We start from the raw sequence: 19,551 nt of genomic DNA on the forward strand, positions 1-19,551 counted from the left end.
GCGTTCGGCGCGGTGTTGCTGGTGTTCGGCCGCGCGTGTGGGGATCCGGCCTCGGGGTGATGTTGCTCAGCCGGTGCGGAGTGGCCGGGGTGTGGCCGGGTCGGTGAGCAGGGCGGCCGCCGTCCGCAGCGCCCGCTCGGCGTCCGGCTCCCGCCGGGCCACCGAGCGGTGCCGGTCGTGGCCCCAGGTCTGCCAGTAGCCGCTGATCTTGCCGTACCGGTCGTCGACCACGACGTGCGGCAGGCCGAGCAGCAGGCTCAGCAGATGGCCGTGCAGCCGGTCGGTGACCACCGCCGAGGCGCTGCCGAGCAGCCGGCAGCCGCGCCGGAGCTGGAGTTCGGCATGGCGGTCCTGGGCGTCGGCCAGCTCGGCCGCCGCCCGGTCGCCCGCCGCCCGGTCGCCCCCCGTCGCGCGGACCTCCGCCGAGGCGTTCGCGATCCGCTGCCGGACGGCCCGCAGCGCGGCGGGCCAGTCCGCGTCGGCGCCCTCCTGCGCGGTCCAGTCCGTCCGGTGCACCCCGGCGTCCGTCGGCGGGCCGCCGGGTTCGTGCGCGGCGGCCGACTCGTGGTCCTCGCGCCGCAGCCACAGGATCCGCCGCTCGGGCCGGGCGAGCCGGGGCAGGCCGGTCATCGCGAACGCGCAGTCCGGGGCGAGCGCGGAGGGGGTCCGGAAGGCGCGGCGGGCCGCGCGCAGGCTCGGCTCGTCGCGCAGCAGCAGCACCAGGTCGGGATGCGCGTCGAAGACGGCCCGGGCCCGGTCCAGGGCCGCCGGGTCGCCGAAGTGCAGCGACTGCGGCAGCTGGATGATCCGGTGTCCCGGGAAGGCGCCGATCACGCGTTCGCGCATCCGTTGGTGGCTCGGCCACAGGTCGCCCAGGTTGCCGCCGCCGGTCAACAGGATGGTGCCGCTCGGTAGCCGCCCGGCGAGCGCCGCCTCGCAGAAGTCGTGGTGGTCGGCGGTGTACACGACCTCGGCGCCCAGTTCGGCGAGCAGCGCGCGCACCCCCAGCCAGATCGCGCTGTCGCCGACGTTGGCGTAGTGCGGGAAGCCCAGCAGCGCGCAGCGGCCCGGCGGCCCGACCAGCTCGCGGACGGTCCGCGCGAGCCGGCGCCGGTCGTCGGCCCACCGGCCGCCCCCGGTCACCGGGCCACCGCCGCCGGGGACACCGGCCCGTGGCCGTCCGCCGCCAGCGCGGCCGCCTCCGCGAGATCGGGGCGGCCCCGTGCGGCGGCGTCGGCCCCGGTCTCGCGCATGGCGTCCCGGGCGTCGGCCGTGCCCATCGGGACGCTGCGCAGCCGGTCGGGGTCGAGCACGGCGGGCAGTGTGCCGCAGCGCGGGAGCACCCCGGCCAGTTCGAGGGCGACCATGGTCCGCAGGCACTTCTCGCACGCCCCGCAGTTGCGTCCGGGCCGGTCGCGCCAGCACACCGTGAGGTTCCGCAGCGCCAGGTCGGAGCGCGCCAGCCGGCGCGCCACCTTCTGCGCCCTGGTGGCGTCGGCGCCGTCGTGCACGACCTCCAGCGCCTCGGTGGACCACAGGTGGTCCAGCACCGGGTGCGAGCCGTACGGCGGCAGCCGGCGGTAGTCGAAGCTGGCCGCGATCAGACAGCGGCCGAGCAGGCCCTGCAGCGCCAGCGCGGTGGCGGCGAGCGCCGCTCCGTGGAAGTCCTCCCAGCGGACCAGTGGGGCGGTGAAGGCGCGCACATCGGTCTCCACGGCCAGGGTCCGGCAGCCGGTCCCGGCGGCCACCTGCCGGACCCGGCCGAGCAGGTGCTCCTGGTCCGGGCCGGAGTGCCGGTCGAAGTTGACGAACAGCAGCTCGGTCACCGGCCGGTGACCGGGCTCGGCGCGGCGCTCGCCGTCCCCGAGCAGGCTGTAGAAGGAGTCCACGCCTAGGGTGAAGAACAGCCCCACGCCGGCCGGCCCGCGCCGCGCCTCGTCGACCTCGCCCGCCGTCACCCGGACCTCGCGCAGCCGCTCCCACCAGGCTGCGTAGACGGCCGCCACGGTCCGCGCCGAGCGCAGCAGCCGGGCGGAGACCGGAGCGTCGACCACCAGCTCCTCGCCGAGGCTCATCGCGGGCATCAGCAGCGCGGCGAGGAAGGCGTCGCCGCGCTCGGGCAGCCAGTCGCCCTCGCCGCCCGGCACCGTGAAGTGCAGCCGGGCCGACGGCAGTTCCGTCCCGGCCCGGACCGCCGCCGACAACCGCCGGCCGTCCGCGACCGGCTCGCTCCTGACATCCTCGACGATCATGCCTCCGCCTCTCCGGCAGCCGCCCGGCGCGCGTCCCCACCCGGCCGGCCGCTCACGATCCGCTTGTACCAGGGCGGCGCCGCCCCGTCCCGGCCGCCGGGGCGCGGCCCGCCCGGTGTCCACCCGGGCGGGTCAGCCGTGGTCACGGGGGCCGGTGGGCCCGGGCGGGCGGTCCGTTCGGCCCCGTGCGCCGGGGCCGCGGCGGACGGCAGGGTGGGGGAGCCGGCAGCCCGGTTCGCCGCCGCCCGGACGGGGAACCATGGAGCCGCGCTCACCACGGGAGGTGGAGCATGTCCGCTGCGGGCACGGCGGTGATCGAGCTCAGATCGCTGACCAAGCGCTACGGGCGCAGCGTCGGGATCGACGGCCTGGACCTCGACATCGGCGCGGGCGAGGTGTTCGGACTGCTCGGGCCCAACGGCGCGGGGAAGACCACCACGCTGCGCTGTCTGGTCGGGCTGCTCAGGCCGAGCGCCGGAGCGGTGCGGATCCTGGGCCTGGACCCGGTGGCCGACCACCGCCGGGTGGCGCCGTCCGTCGGCTACCTCCCGGGCGAACTGCGGCTCTACCCCGAACTCACCGGCCGTCAGACGCTCGACCTGCTGGCGAACCTCCAGGGCGCCCCCGCGCCCCGGCAGGCCGAGCTCTGCACCCGGCTGAACCTGTCCCGGGCCGACCTGGACAAGACGGTCGGGGCGTACTCGCGCGGCATGAAGCAGAAGCTGGGACTGGTCCAGGCCCTCCAGCACCGCCCGGCCCTCACCGTCCTCGACGAACCCACCGAGGGCCTGGACCCGCTGGTCCAGGAGGTGTTCTTCGAACTCCTCGCCGAGGAGACGGCGGCCGGCCGCACGGTGCTGCTCTCCAGCCACGTCCTGCCGGAGGTGCAGCGGGCCTGCGGCCGGGTGGCGATCATCCGCGGCGGGCGGCTGGTGGCCGTCCAGTCGGTGGCCGCGCTGCGCCGGGCCCGGGCCCGGCGGATCCGGCTGGTGCTCGCCGACGGGCGGGGCGAGCGGCCGCTCGGCACGGCCGAGCGCTGGTCCCCGCGCTGGGACGGCCCCCGGGTGGAACTCCTGGTGCCGCCGGACGACGTCGTGGCGGCGGTGCGCGACCTGCTCGCGACCCTGCCGGTGGGCGACCTCACCGTCGAGGAGGCCGGTCTGGACGAGGCCTTCCTCGACCTCTACCGGGCCGGTGAGGAGCCCGCCGCCGCACCCGGCGGCGGCCCCGGCGCGGAGGGACGGTCATGAGCCGGGCCACCGTCAGCCGGCGGCTGCCCCTGGTCTGGCTGGCCCTGCACCGGCGGCGCCGGATGCTGCTGTCGCTGGTGCTCGGCATGGTCGTCTTCGAGGCCCTGATCGTCGTGATCACCGGGACGGTGCCGCCCACCGACCTGTTCGGCGGCACGGCGAACCCGCCGGACGCCTTCAAGGCGTTCAGCGGCTCCAACGGGGACGTCTCCATCGCCAGCTACCCCGGCCTGCTCGGCGCCGGGCTCACCCACCCGTTCTGGATCGCGCTCCAGCTCACCGCCATCGGCGCGCTGGGCGCGGCGGCGGTCGCCGCCGACGTCGAGTCCGGCACCGTCGAACTGCTGATGACCCGTCCGGTCTCCCGCCGCCGGCTGCTGGCCGAGCGGACCGTCGCGCTGGTGGCCGCGTCCGTCCTGCTGAACGCCGCGGCCACCGCCACGGTGGCGCTCGGCGTCGCGCTCTCACCGGACCTGCGGGCCGCCGTCCCGGTCGGCGGGGTGCTCGCCGCCGGACTGCTGGGGTGCGGCTTCACGCTCTGCCTGACCGGGCCGGTGCTGGCGGTCTCGGCCGTGAGCCGGCGCCGGGCGCACGTGGTCGGGGCCGCGGTCGCCCTCGGCGCGGTCGGGTTCGCGCTCAACTTCGTGGCCCTCGCCTGGAAGCCGGCCGCGCCGCTGCGGTACCTCAGCCCCTTCCACTACTACACGCCCGCCGACGCGCTGGCCGGCGGCACCGTTCCGTGGTCCTCGCTGGTCGTCCTGTCCGCCGTCGGCCTGGCGGGGCTGGCCGCCGCCTTCGCCCTGCTGGACCGCCGCGACCTGGCCATCTGAGCCTGGGGCCCGGGCACAGCGGGCCGTCGAGGCCCTCGACCACGAAGCCCTCGGGATCGGCGACCACCTCGTAGTGCCGGCGCGCGAAGCGGTCGGCGATCCCGGGTGCGGCCCCGCAGGCCCGGGCCCCGGGGGGCTCCTCGCGGCCGTGGCGGCCACCGCGCGGCTGGTCCGGGAGGACCTGCCGCGCCGACGGGTCGGGCCGCCGACCACCGGCAGATCCGCGGCCCGGGGGCCGCCTCGGCGATCTCGCGGGTGTTGCCGTGGAGGCTCCCGCAGACGATCACGGTAGGCACGGCCGGTTCCTCTCCGATCCGGCGGGAAGTCGGGCCGGTCGACTTCCCAGTCCAGTCGCTCGGGGCACGCCGAACGGGATGCGGTGGAGCAGGAAGTCGGACGGGCCGACTTTCCGCTCCCAGCCACTGCGGAATCTACGCGCATAGATGCCCTCGGGGCAGAAGTTCCGGCGGGCGCATCTGTCGGTGCGGTGCCCGGCGGAGCCGGAAGTCGGGCGGGCCGACTTCTCAATCCGGCCGCTCGCGCGCCACGCCGGGCGGGGTGCGGTGGGCAAGGAGCAGGAAGTCGGGCAGGCCGACTTTTCACTCCCAACCACTGCGGAGTCTACGCGCATAGATGCCCTCGGGGCAGAAGTTCCGGCGGGCGCATCTGTCGGTGCGGTGCCCGGTGGAGCGGGAAGTCGGGTGGGCCGACTTCTCAATCCGCCCGCCCGCTCGTGCGCAGCGGCGGGCGGGGTGCGATGGGCAATGGAGCAGGACAGGAAGTCGGGCGGGCCGACTTCGGGTCAGCGCCCCTCCGCCGGCGGCTCGGGGACGGTGATGACGGGGCAGCGGGCGCGGCGCAGGAGTCCGTGCGGGACGGAGCCCATCCGCATGCCGGTGAACCCGCCGTCGCCCCGCCGTCCGACCACCACGGCGAGCGCGTGCTCGGACGCCCGGGCCAGCTCTTCGACGGGATGCCCGTGCAGCACCTCGTGGCCGAGCCGCACCCCGGGGTGCGCCGCGTGCGGCCCCTCGGTGGCCGCGACCAGCTCGCGCCGCAGCTCCGCCTCGACGGTGAGCGGATCGCTGCGGTCGAACGGGACGCGCGGGCGGACCCGGACGGCGCGCAGCCGGGCGCCGCGCTGCGCCGCGAGGCCCAGGGCAAAACCGAGGGCGGTGACCGAGGCGGGGCTGCCGTCCAGACCGGCCACGACGAACGGCGGGTCCTGGGTGATGTGCTCCGGGCCGGGGACGACCACCACCGGACAGCGGGCCTGGGCGCTCACCGGGACGGTCACCGAGGCGAGGCTCAGCACCTCCGCGACCCGGCTCAGCCGCCGGGTGCCGAGGACGACCAGCGAGGCGCGCGCCGACTCCCGGCACAGTGCGGGCGCCGGGACGTCCTCCTCGACCACGGTGGTGATCTCCAGGCCCGGGTGGCGTGCGCGGGCCTCGGCGGCGGCCCGGTCCAGCGCCCGGTCGGCGCGCTCGCGCAGCGCCTTGTGGTGGCGGCCCTCGTCGGCCGGGCGGAATTCGCGGGCCACCGACGGGATCGCGTGGACCAGCCGCAGCGGGAGTCCGCCGCGGGCGGCCGCGTCGGCGGCCCACGCGGTGGCCAGGGGCCGGGGATCGGCGTCGACGCCGAGGACGACCGGACCGCCGGAGGGGCCGGGGGTGGTGGCGGTCATGGCTGCTCCGCGCTGCTCGCTCGGCGCCGTCCGGAGCCCGGGCGGCGGTGGCGTCCGGCCCTGCCGGGCGGGGCCCGGACCCACACCTCCATGGCACCACCATCGGCCCCGCCCGGCAGGCCCCGCCCGGGCCGGGCCACCCGCGCCCGCCGCACCCGCGCCCGGACGGCCCGGCCCCGGCCCACCGTCGCCCGTTCGCCCGAGTGGGGGACGGTGATGGGCGTGCGGCCCGGGGGAGTGGGTGTAGGGCGTGTGATGTGTGGTTCGGGGCGGGGCCGGGATGTCAGGGCGTGGTGGTTCCCAGCTTTCGGCCGGGTGGTATCGCCGCACTGCGTCGTCGTCGGTCGTCCGTGGCGGCCGGGAGGTGCCTCCACCGGCCGGGAGGTGCCCCCATCGATGGGCGTGCGGCCCGGGGGAGTGGATGGCGGGCGTGTGTTGTGTGGTTCGGGGCGGGGCCGGGGCGGCAGGGCATGGTGGTCCCCAGCTTTCGGCCGGGAGGTGTCTCCACCGGGCGGGGGACGGTGATGGGCGTGCGGCCCGGGGGAGTGGATGGCGGGCGTGTGTTGTGTGGTTCGGGGCGGGGCCGGGATGTCAGGGCATGATGGCCCCCAGCTATCGGCCGGGAGGCGCCCCCACCGATGGGCGTGCGGCCCGGGGGAGTGGGTGTAGGGCGTGTGATGTGTGGTTCGGGGCGGGGCCGGGGCGTCAGGGCGTGGTGGTTCCCAGTTTTCGGCCGGGAGGTAGCGCCGCACCGCGTCGGTCGTCCGTGGCGGCCGGGAGGTGCGTCCACCGGGTGGGGGGACGGTGGCGGCCCAGGGGGAGCGGCTGACTAGCGACCGGCGTGGTGGGCGACGTAGCGGTGCAGGCCGTCGCGGTTGGACGGGACGGACCCGGTGTCGGCGAAGGCGGCGAGCCGGGCCGCCCGGGTGGTGCTGAAGCGGGCGGCGGCGTCCTCGAAGGCCATCGGGGTGCGTTCGGGGCGGGTGGTCGGCACCGGGAGCAGCGCCAGCGCCCCCGCCAGCGGCCGGTCGTCGGGTTCGGCGGCCGCGGCCTCGTGGACGGCCTGCCAGAAGTCCCGGTAGTCGGCCCTGCGCAGGTCGAACGCGGAGCCGAAGGCGCCGAGCAGGTCGTCGAGCGGCAGCGGACCGGGGCGCAGCAGGTGGAAGTAGCCGGGCTCGCGGTGGGTGACGGCGGCGACCAGCAGCCGTCCGACGTGGTCGACCGGCGTGTAGTCGGTGCTGAGGTCGCTGGTGAACCAGGCGCCGACCCGCAGGCAGGCCCGGATGAGCAGTTCGACCCGCGAGCCGGGGTTGGGGATGCCGGTGCCGGTGGCCGGCATGACCTCGCCGAGCCGGTGCACCGCGACCGCCATGCCGCGGTCGGCGGCGGCCTGGACCAGGTGTTCGGCGACCCACTTGGACTGCCCGTAGCCGGTGTCGGGCGTCCGGCCGGCGGGGATCGGCCGCTCGGGGACCGGGGCGTCACCGGCGGGCCCGGCCGGGCAGGCGGCGAGGGTGGAGACGAAGTGCACCATGGTGGGCCGGCCGGTGGCGGCGAGCCGGAGCAGTTCGACGGTGCCGGTGACATTGGTGCGCCGGTGGGCGCGGTAGCCGCGCACCAGGTTGACCATGGCCCCGGCGTGCACCACCGTGTCGGCCTGCTCGGCCAGCCGGCGGTGGTCGGCCGGGGCGAGGCCGAGCCGGGGGCTGCCGAGGTCGCCGGGGACGGCGACGATCCGGTGGCCGGTCCGCTCGGACCAGAGCCGGTAGCGGTGCAGGGTCTCGGTCACGCGTCGGCGGGCCGCGGCGGGGCCGTCGGCACGCACCAGGCAGTGGATGACGGCGTCGGTGCCGTCCAGCAGGTCGCGCAGCAGCTGGGCGCCGACGAAGCCGGTGGCGCCGGTGAGCAGCAGGTGCCGGGGCGGGCCGGACGGCCGGCCGGTGGGCCGGATGTCGGCGGGCAGCGTCAGGTCGGCGGCGGACGCCGCGGCGGCGGGCGGGGTGGCCGGCAGGGCGCGGACGCCGTCGAGCGCGGCGGCCTGCAGGGCGATGGTCGGGGCGTGCACGATGTCGCGGATCGACAGCGGGGTGGCGAAGCGGGCGGACACCGCGAGGGCGAGCCGCTGGGCGCGCAGCGAGTCGCCCCCGCTGTCGAAGAAGTCGGCGTCGGGGCCGGTGACGGGCTCCGGCAGCAGCGCGTTCCACAGGTCGGCGAGGGCGCGCTCGGTGCTGCTCCCGGTGGCGCTCCAGCCGCCCGGGTCGGTCGGCGCGGGGGCGCGCAGGAGTTCCGCGAGGGCCCTGCGGTCGGTCTTCCCGTTGCCGTTCACCGGCACGGCGTCGAGCCGGACGAACCGCTTGGGGACGAGCTCGGCCGGCAGCAGCGCCCGGACGTGCGACCGGAGCCGGGCGTTGGTCAGCTCGCCGCGCAGGGTGACGAAGGCGGCCAGGTGCTGCCCTCCGCCGTGGTCGCTGACCAGGACCTTCGCCTCGCGCACCGCGGGGTGGGAGGCGATCGCGTGCTCGATCTCGGAGAGTTCCACCCGTACGCCGCCGATCTTCACCTGTTGGTCGCGCCGGCCGTCGAAGTACAGCAGGCCGTCCGCGCCGTAGTGGCCGAGGTCGCCGGTGCGGTACATCCGTTGCCCGGGCAGCCCGGGGAAGGGGTTGGGGACGAACGCCAGGGCGGTGCGGTCGGGGTCGCCGAGGTAGCCGGTGCCCAGGCAGGCGCCGCCGATGCAGATCTCGCCGGTCTCCCCGTCGGGGGCGGGGCGGCCGTGCTCGTCGAGCACGATCGCCCAGGTGTTGTCGATCGGCCGGCCGATCGGCACGGGCACGGAGTCCTGCGGCGTCACCTCGTGGAAGACGGAGCCGATGGAGGCCTCGGTGGGGCCGTAGGTGTTGGTCACCCGCAGGTCCGGCAGGAGCCCGCGCAGGGCGCGCACGCTGCCCGGGGCGATCTCCTCGCCGCCGACCAGCAGCATCCGCAGGCTCGCCAGGCCGCTCACCAACTCGGGCCGGGATTCCAGGAGTTCGACGAGCGCGGTGAGGATGGTGGGGACGAAGTCGGTCATCGTGACGCGGTGGCGCCCGATCACCTCGACGGTGGCGGTCAGGTCGAGGACGTCGTGCGGGCGGGGGATGACGACCCGGCTGCCGCAGGTGAGCGGCCACAGCAGCTGCCACAGCGAGGAGTCGAAGGTGTGCCGGCTGTTCTGCAGCACCACGGTGTGCGGCGAGGTGCCGAACCGGCGGCCCATGGCGAGCAGCCGGTTCGCCAGGCCGCTGTGCAGGTTGAGGGCGCATTTGGGGGTGCCGGTGGAGCCCGAGGTGTAGAAGCCGTAGGCGAGTTCGTCCGGCCGGGGCGGCGCGGGCGCCGGCCACGGGGGAGGGGCCTCGTCCGGGGCGGGGCCGGCGACCGGGTCGCCCACCGGGTCGACGGCGAGCGCGGGAACCGGCCGGCCGCCGGGGTCGGCGCCGGGGGAGAGCAGCACGGCGGCGGGGCCGCAGGCCTCGATCATGGGCTGCAGGCGCGGCCCGGGCCACTGCTCGTCCAGCGGGACGAACACCGCGGCGCAGCGCATGACGGCCAGCATGGCGACCAGCAGTTCCGGGCCGCCGGACATCACCAGCGGCACGAAGTCGCCCCGGCGGACCCCGGCGCGGGCCAGCCGGCCGGCCAGGACCTCGGCCCGGTGCAGCAGTGCGCGGTAGGTCAGGGCGCCGCCCGGGTGCTCGACCGCGACGGCGTCGGGGGTGCGGGCGGCCGCGGCCTCGACGAGGCTCCAGGCGGTGACGCCGGCGGGGCGGGGGACGGTCTCTCCGCGGTACTGGCCCGTGTGCCACTCGGTCGGGGCTCGCATGGCTCTCCCTTGGTCGCTGGACGAGGACGAGGACAAGGACGGGGCAGTGGCGGGAACGGGGCGGGCCCGTGGGGTGCGCGGGGGGCCCGGCCCGGGAGCGGATCAGTGCCTCAACGGGGCTGCGACGGGTCTCAGACCTCGGTCGCCACCCAGCTGATGTACCAGCCGTGGCTCACGGCGTACTCGACCGACAGCGGACGGCCGTCCTGCCAGCGCACGTAGATCCGGAAACCCTTCGCCGTCGGGGTGTAGATGGTGTTCCCGCCGGTGGTCGTCCACATCGAGTCACGGCCGCACAGGTTGGCGGTGTAGACCGGCGTCTCGGCGAAGTTGCCGGCGGAGGTGTCGACGTCGATGTAGATGCCGGTGCCGTTGTCCTCCTCGACGTGCTGCTGCCAGTCGTCGACGGGCGTGTTGCCGGCGATGAACCTGGGGTTGGACATACCTGTCTCCTCGCTGTGGTCAGAGAAACGGGCAGGGGGGCGGATCAGAATGGATCGCCGATGTACCAGGGATCATCCGCCGTTGCCGAGTCTGAGTGAATCCTCCATTGATCACAAGAGCACTGAATGCGAATCATCGAATTCCGGTTGAGCATATTGATCCGCACACCAATCCGTGAACACGCGGGATTTCGCGCGGTCCTTGACGTCGCGTGGTTCGATCGTGCTATACCTGTGGCTTCTGACGTGGTCCGGTCATCGGACTCGCCGTGCGCGCTGGTCCGCCAGTCCCCGGAAACGCGCCGTCTCAAATGCCGGACCGGCAAGACCCGAATTCCCGGAAATCCTTGAGAACGCGAGGAGCGTGTGATCGGCATGCCTGAATTCCCGATCGTCCCGGAGTTGTCCGCCGCAGATTCCTGGGAGGATATCGCTCCGGTCGTGGAGCTGGCGTACGGGGGCTACGGACACTCGGCGGAGTACCACGCCTCGGCGGCCTCGATCTTCGAACCCAAACGATCCCTGGTCGCCCGCACCGGCGGCCGCGCCTGCGGGACCTGCGCCGTCTACTCCCTGGAGATGACCCTGCCGGGCGGCCCCCGCCCGGTGGCCGGCCTCGGCTACGTGAGCGTCGCCCCCGAGCACCGGCGGCGCGGCGTGATGCGCGCCATGGTGCTGCGGGTCCTGCATTCCCTGCACGACGCGGGCGCCGAGCCGGTGGCCGCCCTCAACACCACCGAGGCCGGGATCTACGGCCGCTTCGGCTTCGGCCTCGCCAGCCGGGCCGCCCGGGTGCGGATCCCCCGGCACGCCCGTGACCTGCGGACGGACGGCGGCGGGCGGACCGTCCGGATCGGCGACCCGCACGAGCACACCGCCGCGCTCGCCGCCGTGCACGCGCAGTGCGCCGGGGACCGCCCCGGGACGCTGCGCCGCGACGCCGCCTGGGCCGCCCGGGCCGTCCTCGACCTGCCCGACCACCGGGGCGGGTCCGGGCGGCTGCTCTGCATGGTGGCCGAGGACGACGGGGAGCCCTCCGGCTACGCCCTCTACCGGCTGACGGCGGCCTGGGAGGACTCGGTGCCGCGCTACGAGGTGTCGGTGCGCGAGCTGTTCGCCCGCGACCCCGCCTCCCACGCGGCCCTGTGGCGGGCCCTGCTCGACGTCGACCTCGCCGCCGTCGTGGTCGCCGACCGGCCGGTGGACGACCCGGTGCTCGCCCTGCTCGCCGACCCGCGCAGCGCGGCGCCCGTCCTGCGCGACCAGCTGCACGTCCGGCTGGTCGACGTGCAGCGGGCACTGGAGCAGCGCGGCTACGCCGCCGAGACCGAGGTCGTCCTGGACGTCACCGACCCGCTCTGTCCCTGGAACGAGCGGCGGTTCCGGCTGCGCACCGGCCCCGAGGGCGGCGAGTGCCGGCCCACCACCGCCGCGGCCGACCTGGAACTGACGGCCCGCGAGCTGGGGGCCCTGCACCTCGGCGGCACCTCCCTGGTCCAGCTCGCCCTGGCGGGCCTGGTCCGCGAACTGCGCCCGGGCGCGGTGCGGGCCGCCGCCACGGCGTTCCGCCACGACCCGGCCCCGTTCTGCCCCGTCGTCTTCTGACGCCGGGCCGCGCACCGGCCCGAGCGCACCGGCCCGCCGTCCCCCCGCCCCGGGCCGGCCACCGATCGTCCCTTCCGACCTAGGAGCCTCATGCCTGGTCCCGGATACGCCCACTTCGGCGCCGAGGAGCGCCGCAACCTCCTCGACGTCGTGGACGCCTGGCTCGCCACCTCCGACGCGCACTCCCGCCCACCCGGCGTGGACGCCCAGATCCGCGGCCTGGAACAGGAGCTGTCCGCGCGCTTCGGCAGCCCGCACTGCCTGGCCGTCAACAGCGGCACCTCCGCCCTGCTGGCCGCCCTCGCCGCGCTCGGCATCGGCCCGGGCGACGAGGTCATCGTGCCCGGCTACCTCTACACCGCCTCCGTCTCGGCCGTCGTCTTCGCGGGCGCCACCCCGGTGATCGCCGAGATCGACGACTCGCTGACCCTCGACCCGGCCGACGTCCTGGCCCGGATCACCCCGCGCACCCGGGCGATCATGCCCATCCACATGCTCGGCGCGCCCTGCGACCTGGCGGCCCTCGGGCAGATCGCCGACGACCACGGGCTCTTCCTGCTGGAGGATGCCGCCCAGGCCTGCGGGGCGACCTACCGGGGCCGTCCGGTCGGCACCTTCGGGCAGACCGGCGCCTTCTCCACCAACATCTTCAAGGTGATCACCGGCGGCGACGGCGGCTTCCTGCTGACCCCCGACGAGCACCTCTTCCGGCGCGCCTACTCCTTCCACCACCACGGCTGGTACCCCTACGGCGAGGAGACCGGCGACGGCGACCCGCTGTTCGGCCTCAACCTGCGGATGAGCCCGTTCACCGCGGCCGTCGCCCGCGCCCAGCTCACCCGCCTGGACGCCGTCCTGGAGCACAACCGGACCCTGGCCCGGGCACTGTCCGCCGCGATCCCGGCCCGCGACGGCCTGCGCCCGCGCCCGCTGCACGACGCCGCCGGCGACTGCGCGACCCTGCTGGTGCACCTCTTCGACGACCCGGCGAGCGCCGAGGCGGTGGCCAAGGAACTCGGCACCCGCACCCTGCTCCACTCGCCCAAGCACTACTACGGCGGCCTGCCCGAACTCGCCGCCCTGATGGCCGGCGACGCCCGCCCGAGCCCCTTCCGGCGGCCGCCGGAGAAGACCCGGCACGACTACCGGGCCGGCGCGCTGCCGCAGACCGACGCCGTCCTCGCCCGCGCGGTCGCGCTGACCGTCGGGCTGACCGACACCTACCTGGGCGCCGACTTCGGCCTGACGCCGCGCAGCACCCCCGCCGACGCCGAGGCCGTCGCCGACCGGTTCCGCACCGTCGTGGCCGGAGTGCTGGGCCGGTGACCGCCGCCGACCTGGCACCCGACGCCGCCGCCGCCGACGCCAACGCCGCCGACGCCGCCGCCGACGTGATCGTGGTCGGCGCCGGCTTCACCGGCCTGGCCGCCGCGCACGAACTCGCCCTCGCGGGCCTGCGCTGCCGGGTCGTCGAGTCGGCCGACCGGATCGGCGGACTGGCCGCCACCTTCCCGGTCGGCGGGCGGGAGCTGGAGCGGTTCTACCACCACTGGTTCGACTCCGACCGCGAGATCTTCCGGCTCTGCGCGGAACTCGGCTGCGCCGACCTGATCGAACGCCACCCCACCCGTACCGGTGTCTACCACGCCAACGCGGTCTACCGCCTCTCCAGCCCGCTTGACGTGCTGCGCTTCGCCCCGCTGCCCCCGGCCGACCGGGTGCGGCTCGGACTGTCGGCCCTGCGGGCCGGCCGGGTGCGGCACTGGCGGGAGCTGGAGTCGCTCACCGCCGAGCAGTGGCTGGTCCGGCTGGGCGGGCGCCGGGCCTTCGAGGTGGTCTGGCGCCCGCTGCTGGAGGGCAAGTTCGGCTCCTACGCCCCCCAGGTCGGCGCCACCTGGATGTGGACCAAACTGCACCTGCGGGGCGGCAGCCGCTCCCGCTCGGGCCGCGAGGTGCTGCACTACCTGCGCGGCGGCACCGCCGTCCTGCTCGACGCCTGGCGCGCACGCCTCCGGGACCTGGGCGTGGACCTGCGCACCGGCACCCCGGTCGACGAGGTGCTGGTCGACGGGCGCGGCGTGACCGGCGTCCGGGCGGGCGGGCGGACCCTGCGCGCGCCCCGGGTCCTGGTGACCACCGCACCCGCACTGCTGGCCGGCATGCTCGACGGCGCGCCCGGCGCCCACCCCGCCCTGCCGGGGCTGGTCCGGCGGCTGCGCGCCGTCCCGTACCTCGCCAACCTCTGCCTGGTCCTGGAGAACCGCCGCGCCCTGTCCGACACCTACTGGCTCAACGTCACCGACCCGGCGTTCCCCTACGTCGGCGTCATCGAGCACACCAACCTCGACCCGCCGGACCGCTACGGCGGCCGGCACCTCGTCTACCTGTCGAAGTACCTCCCGGTCGACGCCGCGCTCTACCGGATGAGCGACGAGGAGGTCTACCGCCACAGCCTGCCCCACCTGCGGCGGATGTTCCCGGGCTTCCGCGAGGACTGGGTGCGCCGCCACCACGTCTGGCGGGCGGAGCACGCCCAGCCGGTGATCACCACCGACTACTCCCGCAGCGTCCCCGGGGTCGAGTGCGCCGTACCCGGCCTCTACCTGTCGAGCATGGCGCAGGTCTTCCCCGAGGACCGCGGCACCAACTACGCCGTGCGGCACGGCCGCGCCGCCGGACGGCTCATCGCGGACCGGATCCGCACCCGCGAACACGCGCAACCGCGCACGGCACCGACCGAGGAGGCGGTATGAACGACCTGCTGGACATCGCGGCCGCCGAGCAGCTGACCGGGGACCAGGTGCACGCGCTCTACCGGAGCTTCGTCAGCCGCAGCCAGGTCTCCCTGGTCGGCGCGTTCGGCTTCGGCCACGACCTGGTCGAGAGCGCCGAGGGCTGCTGGATCACCCTGCGCGACGGCCGGCGCGTCCTGGACTTCACCGGCGGGATCGGCGTCCTCAACCACGGCCACAACCACCCGAGGATCCTCGCCGCCCGCCGGCGCTTCGCCGAACGCGGCCGGATGGAGGTCCACAAGAACTACCTCTCGCCCTACGTCGCGGCCCTCGGCCACAACCTCGCCCGGCTGCTCCCCGGCGACCTCAACATCAGCTACTTCCCCAACTCCGGCGCGGAGGCCGTCGAGGGCGCCGTCAAACTCGCCTACAAGTACCACGGCGGGCGGCGCGGCACCGTGCTCCACACCGACATCTCCTTCCACGGCAAACTGCTCGGCGCGGGCAGCCTCACCGCCTCGCCCGAACTCCACTTCGACTACCCGCGGATTCCCGGCACCGACTACTTCGGCTACGGCGACCTCGACTCCTTCGCCCTCGCCCTGGACCGTCACCGGGCCCTCGACGGCGGCAGCGACGTCTACGCCGTCGTGCTGGAGCCGCTCAGCGCCTCCAGCCTGCGCGAATCCTCCGGGGAGTTCCTGCGCGCGGTGCGCCGGCTGTGCACCGAGCAGGACATCGTGCTGGTCTTCGACGAGGTCTACACCGGCTGGGGCCGCACCGGCGCGCTGTTCCACTTCATGCACCACCCCGGGCTGGTCCCCGACGTCGTCACCATGTCCAAGTCCTTCGGCGGCGGCAAGGCGTCCATCGCCGGGTACGTGGCCCGCGAACCCGTCTTCCGCCGCGCCTACGACAACCTCCACGACGCCACCCTGCACAGCACCACCTACTACGGCTTCGGCGAGGAGACCGCCACCGCGCTGGAGGCCGTCGCCGTCGCCGTCGAGGACGACTACCCCGGGCGCGCCCGCAAGCTCGGCGCCGTCCTGGAGGCGGGCCTGCGCGACATCGCGGCGCGCCACCGCGCCCTGGTCGCCTCGACCGCCGGGTGCGGCGCCCTGCACGGCGTCTTCCTCAAGGCCGGACCGGCCTCGCTCGACCGCGTGCTGCCGCTGCTCCCGGCAGCACTCGGACGCGACCCGCGGCTGCGCACCCAACTGATCACCGGCGCCGTGATCTCCGCCCTCTACCGCGACCACGGTGTCCTCACCTTCTTCGGCTCCAACCACGGCCTGCCGCTGATCGTCGCGCCGCCCCTGGTCGCCGAGGAACCCGAGGCCGAAACCTTCCTGCGGGCGCTCGACGAGGTGCTCGGCCAGGGCGCGGTGCGCCTGCTCGGGCGGTTCGCCAAGGACCTCGCCACCGGGAGGCTCCGCCCGTGACGGTCGACCTCCTGCTGCGGATCTGGTCACTGCGCCACCCCGCCCTGGGCGCGCCGGGCCCCCGCGCCGCCGCCCGCGCCCACGTCGTCGGCAGCCTCGCCGCACTCGCCCCGCACTACCGGGCCGGCCTGGCCCTGGCACTGCGGCTGGTGCCGGCCGCGCTCCTGCTGCTGACGGGCCGCCGCCCGGCCGGTGCCCCGCCGCCCGTCCTGCTGGCCGGGCTCCGGCGGGTGGAGCGGCTGCCGCTGCTCGGCCGGACGGTGCGGACGGCGGAGACGCTCGCGCTCTACGGCGGGCTCGACGCCACGGCCGCCACCGGCGCGGTCACGGGCGGCGCCGTCACGGGCGACGTGGTCACCGCCGTCGTCGACCACCCGGCCCCCGGCGCCCCGCGGCCCGGCCCCGCGCCGCGCACCGCCGACCGCAGGGTCTCCCGATGAGCCGGGCAGCGCGCCCGGTCGACTGCGACGCCCTGGTGATCGGCTCCGGCGCGGGCGGCAGCGTCGCCGCCCTCGGCCTGGCCGCGGCGGGCCGCCGGCCCGTCGTCCTCGAAGAGGGCCCGCGGGTGACCACCGCCGAGATCGCCGCCGCCACACCCGCCCAGAACCTCCGCCGCCTCTACCGCCACGCCGGCCTGGCCCCCATCCACGGCCGGCCCGTCATCGCCTTCGGCGAGGGCTGCTGCGTCGGCGGCACCACCGTCGTCAACGGCGGCCTGCTCTGGGAACCGCCCGCGGACCTGCTCGACCGCTGGGCCCGGCAGGCCGGCACCGACGGCTACCGCCGCACCGACCTGGAGCGCCACCTGCGCGAGATCACCCGCCGCCTCGGCGTCGCCGCCCAGCAGCCCGGCGCGGGCAACCGCGACTCCCGGCTGCTCGCCGACGGCGCCGACCGGCTCGGCTGGCAGTGGGCCACGGCCCGCCGCGCCGCCCCCGGCTGCTCGCACGCCAACCGCTGCCCGACCGGCTGCCCCTCCGGCGCCAAACAGAGCATGCTGCTCAGCTACCTGCCCACCGCCGAACGCCACGGCGCCCGCATCCACCCCCGCACCCGGGTCCTGCGGCTCGGCCACCGCGGCCGGACCGTCACCGAGGTCCACGCCCTCGGCCCCGACGGCGAACCGCTCACCTACCGGCCGCGCACCGTGGTGCTCGCCGCCGGGCCCGTCGGCAGCCCCGCCCTGCTCCAGCGCAGCGGCATCCACCGCCGCCACGCCGGGCGGCGCACCGCCGTCCACGTCAACCTCAAGGTCGTCGCCCGCTTCCGCGAACCCGTGCGCGCCACCCGCGGCACCATCTTCACCGCCCAGCTCCAGCACTTCCAGGACCAGGGCCTGCTGGTGATGCCCGCCAACCTCACCCCCGGCGCCCTCGCCGCCGCCCTCGCCGGCCACGACCCCGGCACCGTCGACGCCCTGCTGGCGGACCTGGACCGGGCCGCCCTGTTCACCGCCCAGGTCCGGGTGGACGGACCGGTCGCCGTCACCGTCCTGCCCGGCGGCCACACCCTGCTGCGCCACCGCCTCACCGCCGCCGACGGCCGGCTGCTGCGCACCGCGCTCCACCGCACCGCCCGCCTGCTGTTCGCCGCCGGTGCCGCCGAGGTCCACCCGCCCTTCCCCGGCCCGCCGTTGCGCACCGAGGACGAGGCCCGCCGGTGCGCCGACCACAGCGACCTCGCCCACTGGCCGCTGGTCTCCGTGCACGCCATGGCCTCCTGCCCGATGGGCGCACCCGCCCGCGGCGGACTGTGCGACCCCCTCGGCCGGCCCTACGGCTTCGACAACCTCCACCTCTGCGACTCCTCGGTGCTCCCGGGCGCGACCGGCATCAGCCCCCAGGGCACCGTGATGGCCTTCGCCCACGAGATCACCGAACGCCTGCTGAACCCCACCCGACGGGAGAACACAGGATGACGCACGACCAGAAACCCCACCGGCCCCCGGGCGTGATCGAACCGGACGGCCCGGAGATCACCTGCGACCTCGCGATCCTCGGCTCCGGCATGGGCGGGGCCACCCTCGCCTACGCCCTGCGCGACTCCGGCGCCCGGATCCTCGTCGTCGAACGCGGCGACTTCCTGCCGCGCGAACAGCAGAACTGGAACCCCGAAGCCGTGTTCGTCCGCGGCCGCTACCGCAACGGCGACCAGTGGCAGGACGCCCGGGGACAGCGCTTCCAGCCCGGCGTCCACTACTACGTCGGCGGCAACACCAAGGTCTACGGCGCCACCCTCCCGCGCTTCCGCGAGAGCGACTTCGGCCCGGTCGCCCACGCCGAGGGCGACGCGCCCGGCTGGCCGGTCGACTACGCCGACCTGGAACCCCACTACGGCCGGGCCGAGGACCTCTACCGGGTGCACGGCACCCGCGGCGAGGACCCCACCGACCCCTGGCGCTCCACCGACTACCCCCACCCGGCCGTCGAGCACGAGGACGCCGTCGCCGACCTCGCCCACCGTCTGCGCGGCCAGGGCCTGCGCCCCTTCCACCTGCCGACCGGCATCGACCTGCGCGAGGGCGGCGACTGCGTGCGCTGCGCCACCTGCGACAGCTTCCCCTGCCTGCTCGGTGCCAAGAGCGACGCCGACGTCCGCGCGCTGCGCCCCGCCCTGGCCTCCGGCGGCGTCCGGCTGCTGACCCGCACCCTGGTCGGCCGGCTGCGCACCGACCCCACCGGACGGCGGGTGACGCACGCGGTGGCGACCCGGGACGGCACGGAGCTGACGATCCGCGCCGGGCGCTTCGTCCTCGCCTGCGGGGCCGTCAACACCGCGGCGCTGCTGCTGCGTTCGGGCCTCGCCAACGGCTCCGGCCGGGTCGGCCGCAACTACATGGTGCACAACAGCACCTTCCTGGTGGCCGCCGACCCCGCCCGCCGCAACCGGGCGGTCTTCCAGAAGACCCTGGGCCTGAACGACTGGTACCTCGCCGAGGGCGGCCGGGCCCCGCTGGGCAACGTCCAGATGCTCGGCAAGCTCCAGGAGCCGATGGTGCGCGCGGCCCGGCCCCACGTGCCCGCCGCGGTCCGCCGCTTCGTCACCGACCGCAGCCTCGACCTCTACCTGACCAGTGAGGACCTGCCGACCCCGGACAACCGCGTCGTCCTGGACGCGTCCGGGCGGATCACCGTGCACTGGCGGCCCAACAACCTCGGTGCCCACCACGAGCTGGTCCGGCGCACCACCCGCTCGCTGCGGGCGGCCGGCTACCCGCTGGTGTTCACCCGGCGGATGGGCATCGAGACCAACTCCCACCAGTGCGGCACGGCCGTGATGGGGGCCGACCCGGCCACCAGCGTGGTCGACCCGGCGGGCCGCACCCACGAGCACGACAACCTCTGGGTCGCGGATTCCTCGGTCTTCTGCTCGTCGGCGGCGGTCAACCCGGCCCTGACCATCGCCGCCAACGCCTTCCGGATCGCCGGGGGAGTACTGGTCTGAG

14 protein-coding genes are annotated in these 19,551 nt (G+C 75.8%); 9 read left to right on the forward strand and 5 right to left on the reverse strand.

The genetic code is table 11. From position 1 onward, the window contains the following. Nucleotides 1-66: 66 nt before the first annotated feature. A complete protein-coding gene (locus tag ACFVVL_RS15160; protein ID WP_387675131.1) occupies nucleotides 67-1,143 on the reverse strand; it encodes a polysaccharide pyruvyl transferase family protein in 1,077 nt (358 codons plus the stop codon). Beyond that, nucleotides 1,140-2,252: a hypothetical protein gene (locus ACFVVL_RS15165; protein ID WP_387675134.1), complete on the reverse strand. Its 1,113-nt coding sequence runs from the start codon at nucleotides 2,250-2,252 to the stop codon at nucleotides 1,140-1,142. The genes ACFVVL_RS15160 and ACFVVL_RS15165 overlap by 4 nt, the downstream gene beginning before the upstream one ends. 290 nt (nucleotides 2,253-2,542) lie before the next feature. On the opposite strand from ACFVVL_RS15165, the gene ACFVVL_RS15170 reads away from it, so the two are divergent. Beyond that, nucleotides 2,543-3,502, forward strand: a complete 960-nt coding sequence (locus tag ACFVVL_RS15170; RefSeq protein WP_387675137.1) for an ABC transporter ATP-binding protein — start codon at nucleotides 2,543-2,545, stop codon at nucleotides 3,500-3,502. Then, a complete protein-coding gene (locus tag ACFVVL_RS15175; protein ID WP_380292446.1) occupies nucleotides 3,499-4,332 on the forward strand; it encodes an ABC transporter permease subunit in 834 nt (277 codons plus the stop codon). The genes ACFVVL_RS15170 and ACFVVL_RS15175 overlap by 4 nt, the downstream gene beginning before the upstream one ends. 802 nt (nucleotides 4,333-5,134) lie before the next feature. Here the strand turns inward: ACFVVL_RS15175 and ACFVVL_RS15180 are convergent. The 3 genes from ACFVVL_RS15180 to ACFVVL_RS15190 all read right to left on the reverse strand — a co-directional run bounded on the left by ACFVVL_RS15180 (nucleotide 5,135) and on the right by ACFVVL_RS15190 (nucleotide 10,321). Beyond that, nucleotides 5,135-6,019 carry a universal stress protein gene (locus ACFVVL_RS15180; protein ID WP_387675141.1) on the reverse strand — a complete coding sequence of 295 codons (885 nt, stop codon included), beginning with the start codon at nucleotides 6,017-6,019 and terminating at the stop codon, nucleotides 5,135-5,137. A gap of 829 nt (nucleotides 6,020-6,848) precedes the next feature. Next, a complete protein-coding gene (locus ACFVVL_RS15185; protein ID WP_387675144.1) occupies nucleotides 6,849-9,878 on the reverse strand; it encodes an amino acid adenylation domain-containing protein in 3,030 nt (1,009 codons plus the stop codon). A 131-nt stretch (nucleotides 9,879-10,009) separates the two neighbouring features. Continuing rightward, entirely contained in the window at nucleotides 10,010-10,321 is a 312-nt protein-coding gene (locus tag ACFVVL_RS15190; protein WP_380297793.1) for a hypothetical protein, read from the reverse strand. A 375-nt stretch (nucleotides 10,322-10,696) separates the two neighbouring features. Between ACFVVL_RS15190 and ACFVVL_RS15195 the strand changes: the two genes are divergently transcribed. The 7 genes from ACFVVL_RS15195 (at nucleotide 10,697) to ACFVVL_RS15225 (ending at nucleotide 19,550) form a co-directional block, all read left to right on the forward strand. Further along, a complete protein-coding gene (locus ACFVVL_RS15195; protein WP_387675147.1) occupies nucleotides 10,697-11,926 on the forward strand; it encodes a GNAT family N-acetyltransferase in 1,230 nt (409 codons plus the stop codon). A gap of 90 nt (nucleotides 11,927-12,016) precedes the next feature. Then, complete coding sequence (locus ACFVVL_RS15200; RefSeq protein WP_380297795.1) at nucleotides 12,017-13,252, forward strand: DegT/DnrJ/EryC1/StrS family aminotransferase; 1,236 nt, start codon at nucleotides 12,017-12,019, stop codon at nucleotides 13,250-13,252. Next, the gene (locus ACFVVL_RS15205; RefSeq protein WP_387675151.1) at nucleotides 13,249-14,679 is read left to right on the forward strand and encodes an NAD(P)/FAD-dependent oxidoreductase; all 1,431 of its coding nucleotides are present in this window, start codon (nucleotides 13,249-13,251) and stop codon (nucleotides 14,677-14,679) included. The genes ACFVVL_RS15200 and ACFVVL_RS15205 overlap by 4 nt, the downstream gene beginning before the upstream one ends. Beyond that, nucleotides 14,676-16,106: an aspartate aminotransferase family protein gene (locus ACFVVL_RS15210; protein WP_387675154.1), complete on the forward strand. Its 1,431-nt coding sequence runs from the start codon at nucleotides 14,676-14,678 to the stop codon at nucleotides 16,104-16,106. The genes ACFVVL_RS15205 and ACFVVL_RS15210 overlap by 4 nt, the downstream gene beginning before the upstream one ends. Further along, entirely contained in the window at nucleotides 16,103-16,546 is a 444-nt protein-coding gene (locus ACFVVL_RS15215) for a hypothetical protein (RefSeq protein WP_387675157.1), read from the forward strand. The genes ACFVVL_RS15210 and ACFVVL_RS15215 overlap by 4 nt, the downstream gene beginning before the upstream one ends. After that, nucleotides 16,543-18,024 carry a GMC family oxidoreductase N-terminal domain-containing protein gene (locus ACFVVL_RS15220; RefSeq protein WP_387675160.1) on the forward strand — a complete coding sequence of 494 codons (1,482 nt, stop codon included), beginning with the start codon at nucleotides 16,543-16,545 and terminating at the stop codon, nucleotides 18,022-18,024. The genes ACFVVL_RS15215 and ACFVVL_RS15220 overlap by 4 nt, the downstream gene beginning before the upstream one ends. After that, on the forward strand, nucleotides 18,021-19,550 hold the full coding sequence (locus ACFVVL_RS15225; RefSeq protein WP_380296531.1) for an FAD-dependent oxidoreductase: 1,530 nt from the start codon (nucleotides 18,021-18,023) through the stop codon (nucleotides 19,548-19,550). Before ACFVVL_RS15220 ends, ACFVVL_RS15225 begins: the two co-directional genes overlap by 4 nt. The last annotated feature ends 1 nt before the right edge of the window (nucleotide 19,551 follow it).

This window comes from Kitasatospora sp. NPDC058115, assembly GCF_042884635.1.
Classification (GTDB): Bacteria; Actinomycetota; Actinomycetes; order Streptomycetales; family Streptomycetaceae; genus Kitasatospora.

Excerpts from the sequence above, each read along its gene's own strand:
- ACFVVL_RS15225 (WP_380296531.1), top strand. The coding sequence starts at position 18,021 with ATGACGCACGACCAGAAACCCCACCGGCCCCCGGGCGTGATCGAACCG.
- ACFVVL_RS15185 (WP_387675144.1), bottom strand. The coding sequence starts at position 9,878 with ATGCGAGCCCCGACCGAGTGGCACACGGGCCAGTACCGCGGAGAGACC.
- ACFVVL_RS15190 (WP_380297793.1), bottom strand. The coding sequence starts at position 10,321 with ATGTCCAACCCCAGGTTCATCGCCGGCAACACGCCCGTCGACGACTGG.
- ACFVVL_RS15210 (WP_387675154.1), top strand. The coding sequence starts at position 14,676 with ATGAACGACCTGCTGGACATCGCGGCCGCCGAGCAGCTGACCGGGGAC.
- ACFVVL_RS15180 (WP_387675141.1), bottom strand. The coding sequence starts at position 6,019 with ATGACCGCCACCACCCCCGGCCCCTCCGGCGGTCCGGTCGTCCTCGGC.
- ACFVVL_RS15165 (WP_387675134.1), bottom strand. The coding sequence starts at position 2,252 with ATGATCGTCGAGGATGTCAGGAGCGAGCCGGTCGCGGACGGCCGGCGG.
- ACFVVL_RS15220 (WP_387675160.1), top strand. The coding sequence starts at position 16,543 with ATGAGCCGGGCAGCGCGCCCGGTCGACTGCGACGCCCTGGTGATCGGC.
- ACFVVL_RS15175 (WP_380292446.1), top strand. The coding sequence starts at position 3,499 with ATGAGCCGGGCCACCGTCAGCCGGCGGCTGCCCCTGGTCTGGCTGGCC.
- ACFVVL_RS15170 (WP_387675137.1), top strand. The coding sequence starts at position 2,543 with ATGTCCGCTGCGGGCACGGCGGTGATCGAGCTCAGATCGCTGACCAAG.
- ACFVVL_RS15195 (WP_387675147.1), top strand. The coding sequence starts at position 10,697 with ATGCCTGAATTCCCGATCGTCCCGGAGTTGTCCGCCGCAGATTCCTGG.
- ACFVVL_RS15200 (WP_380297795.1), top strand. The coding sequence starts at position 12,017 with ATGCCTGGTCCCGGATACGCCCACTTCGGCGCCGAGGAGCGCCGCAAC.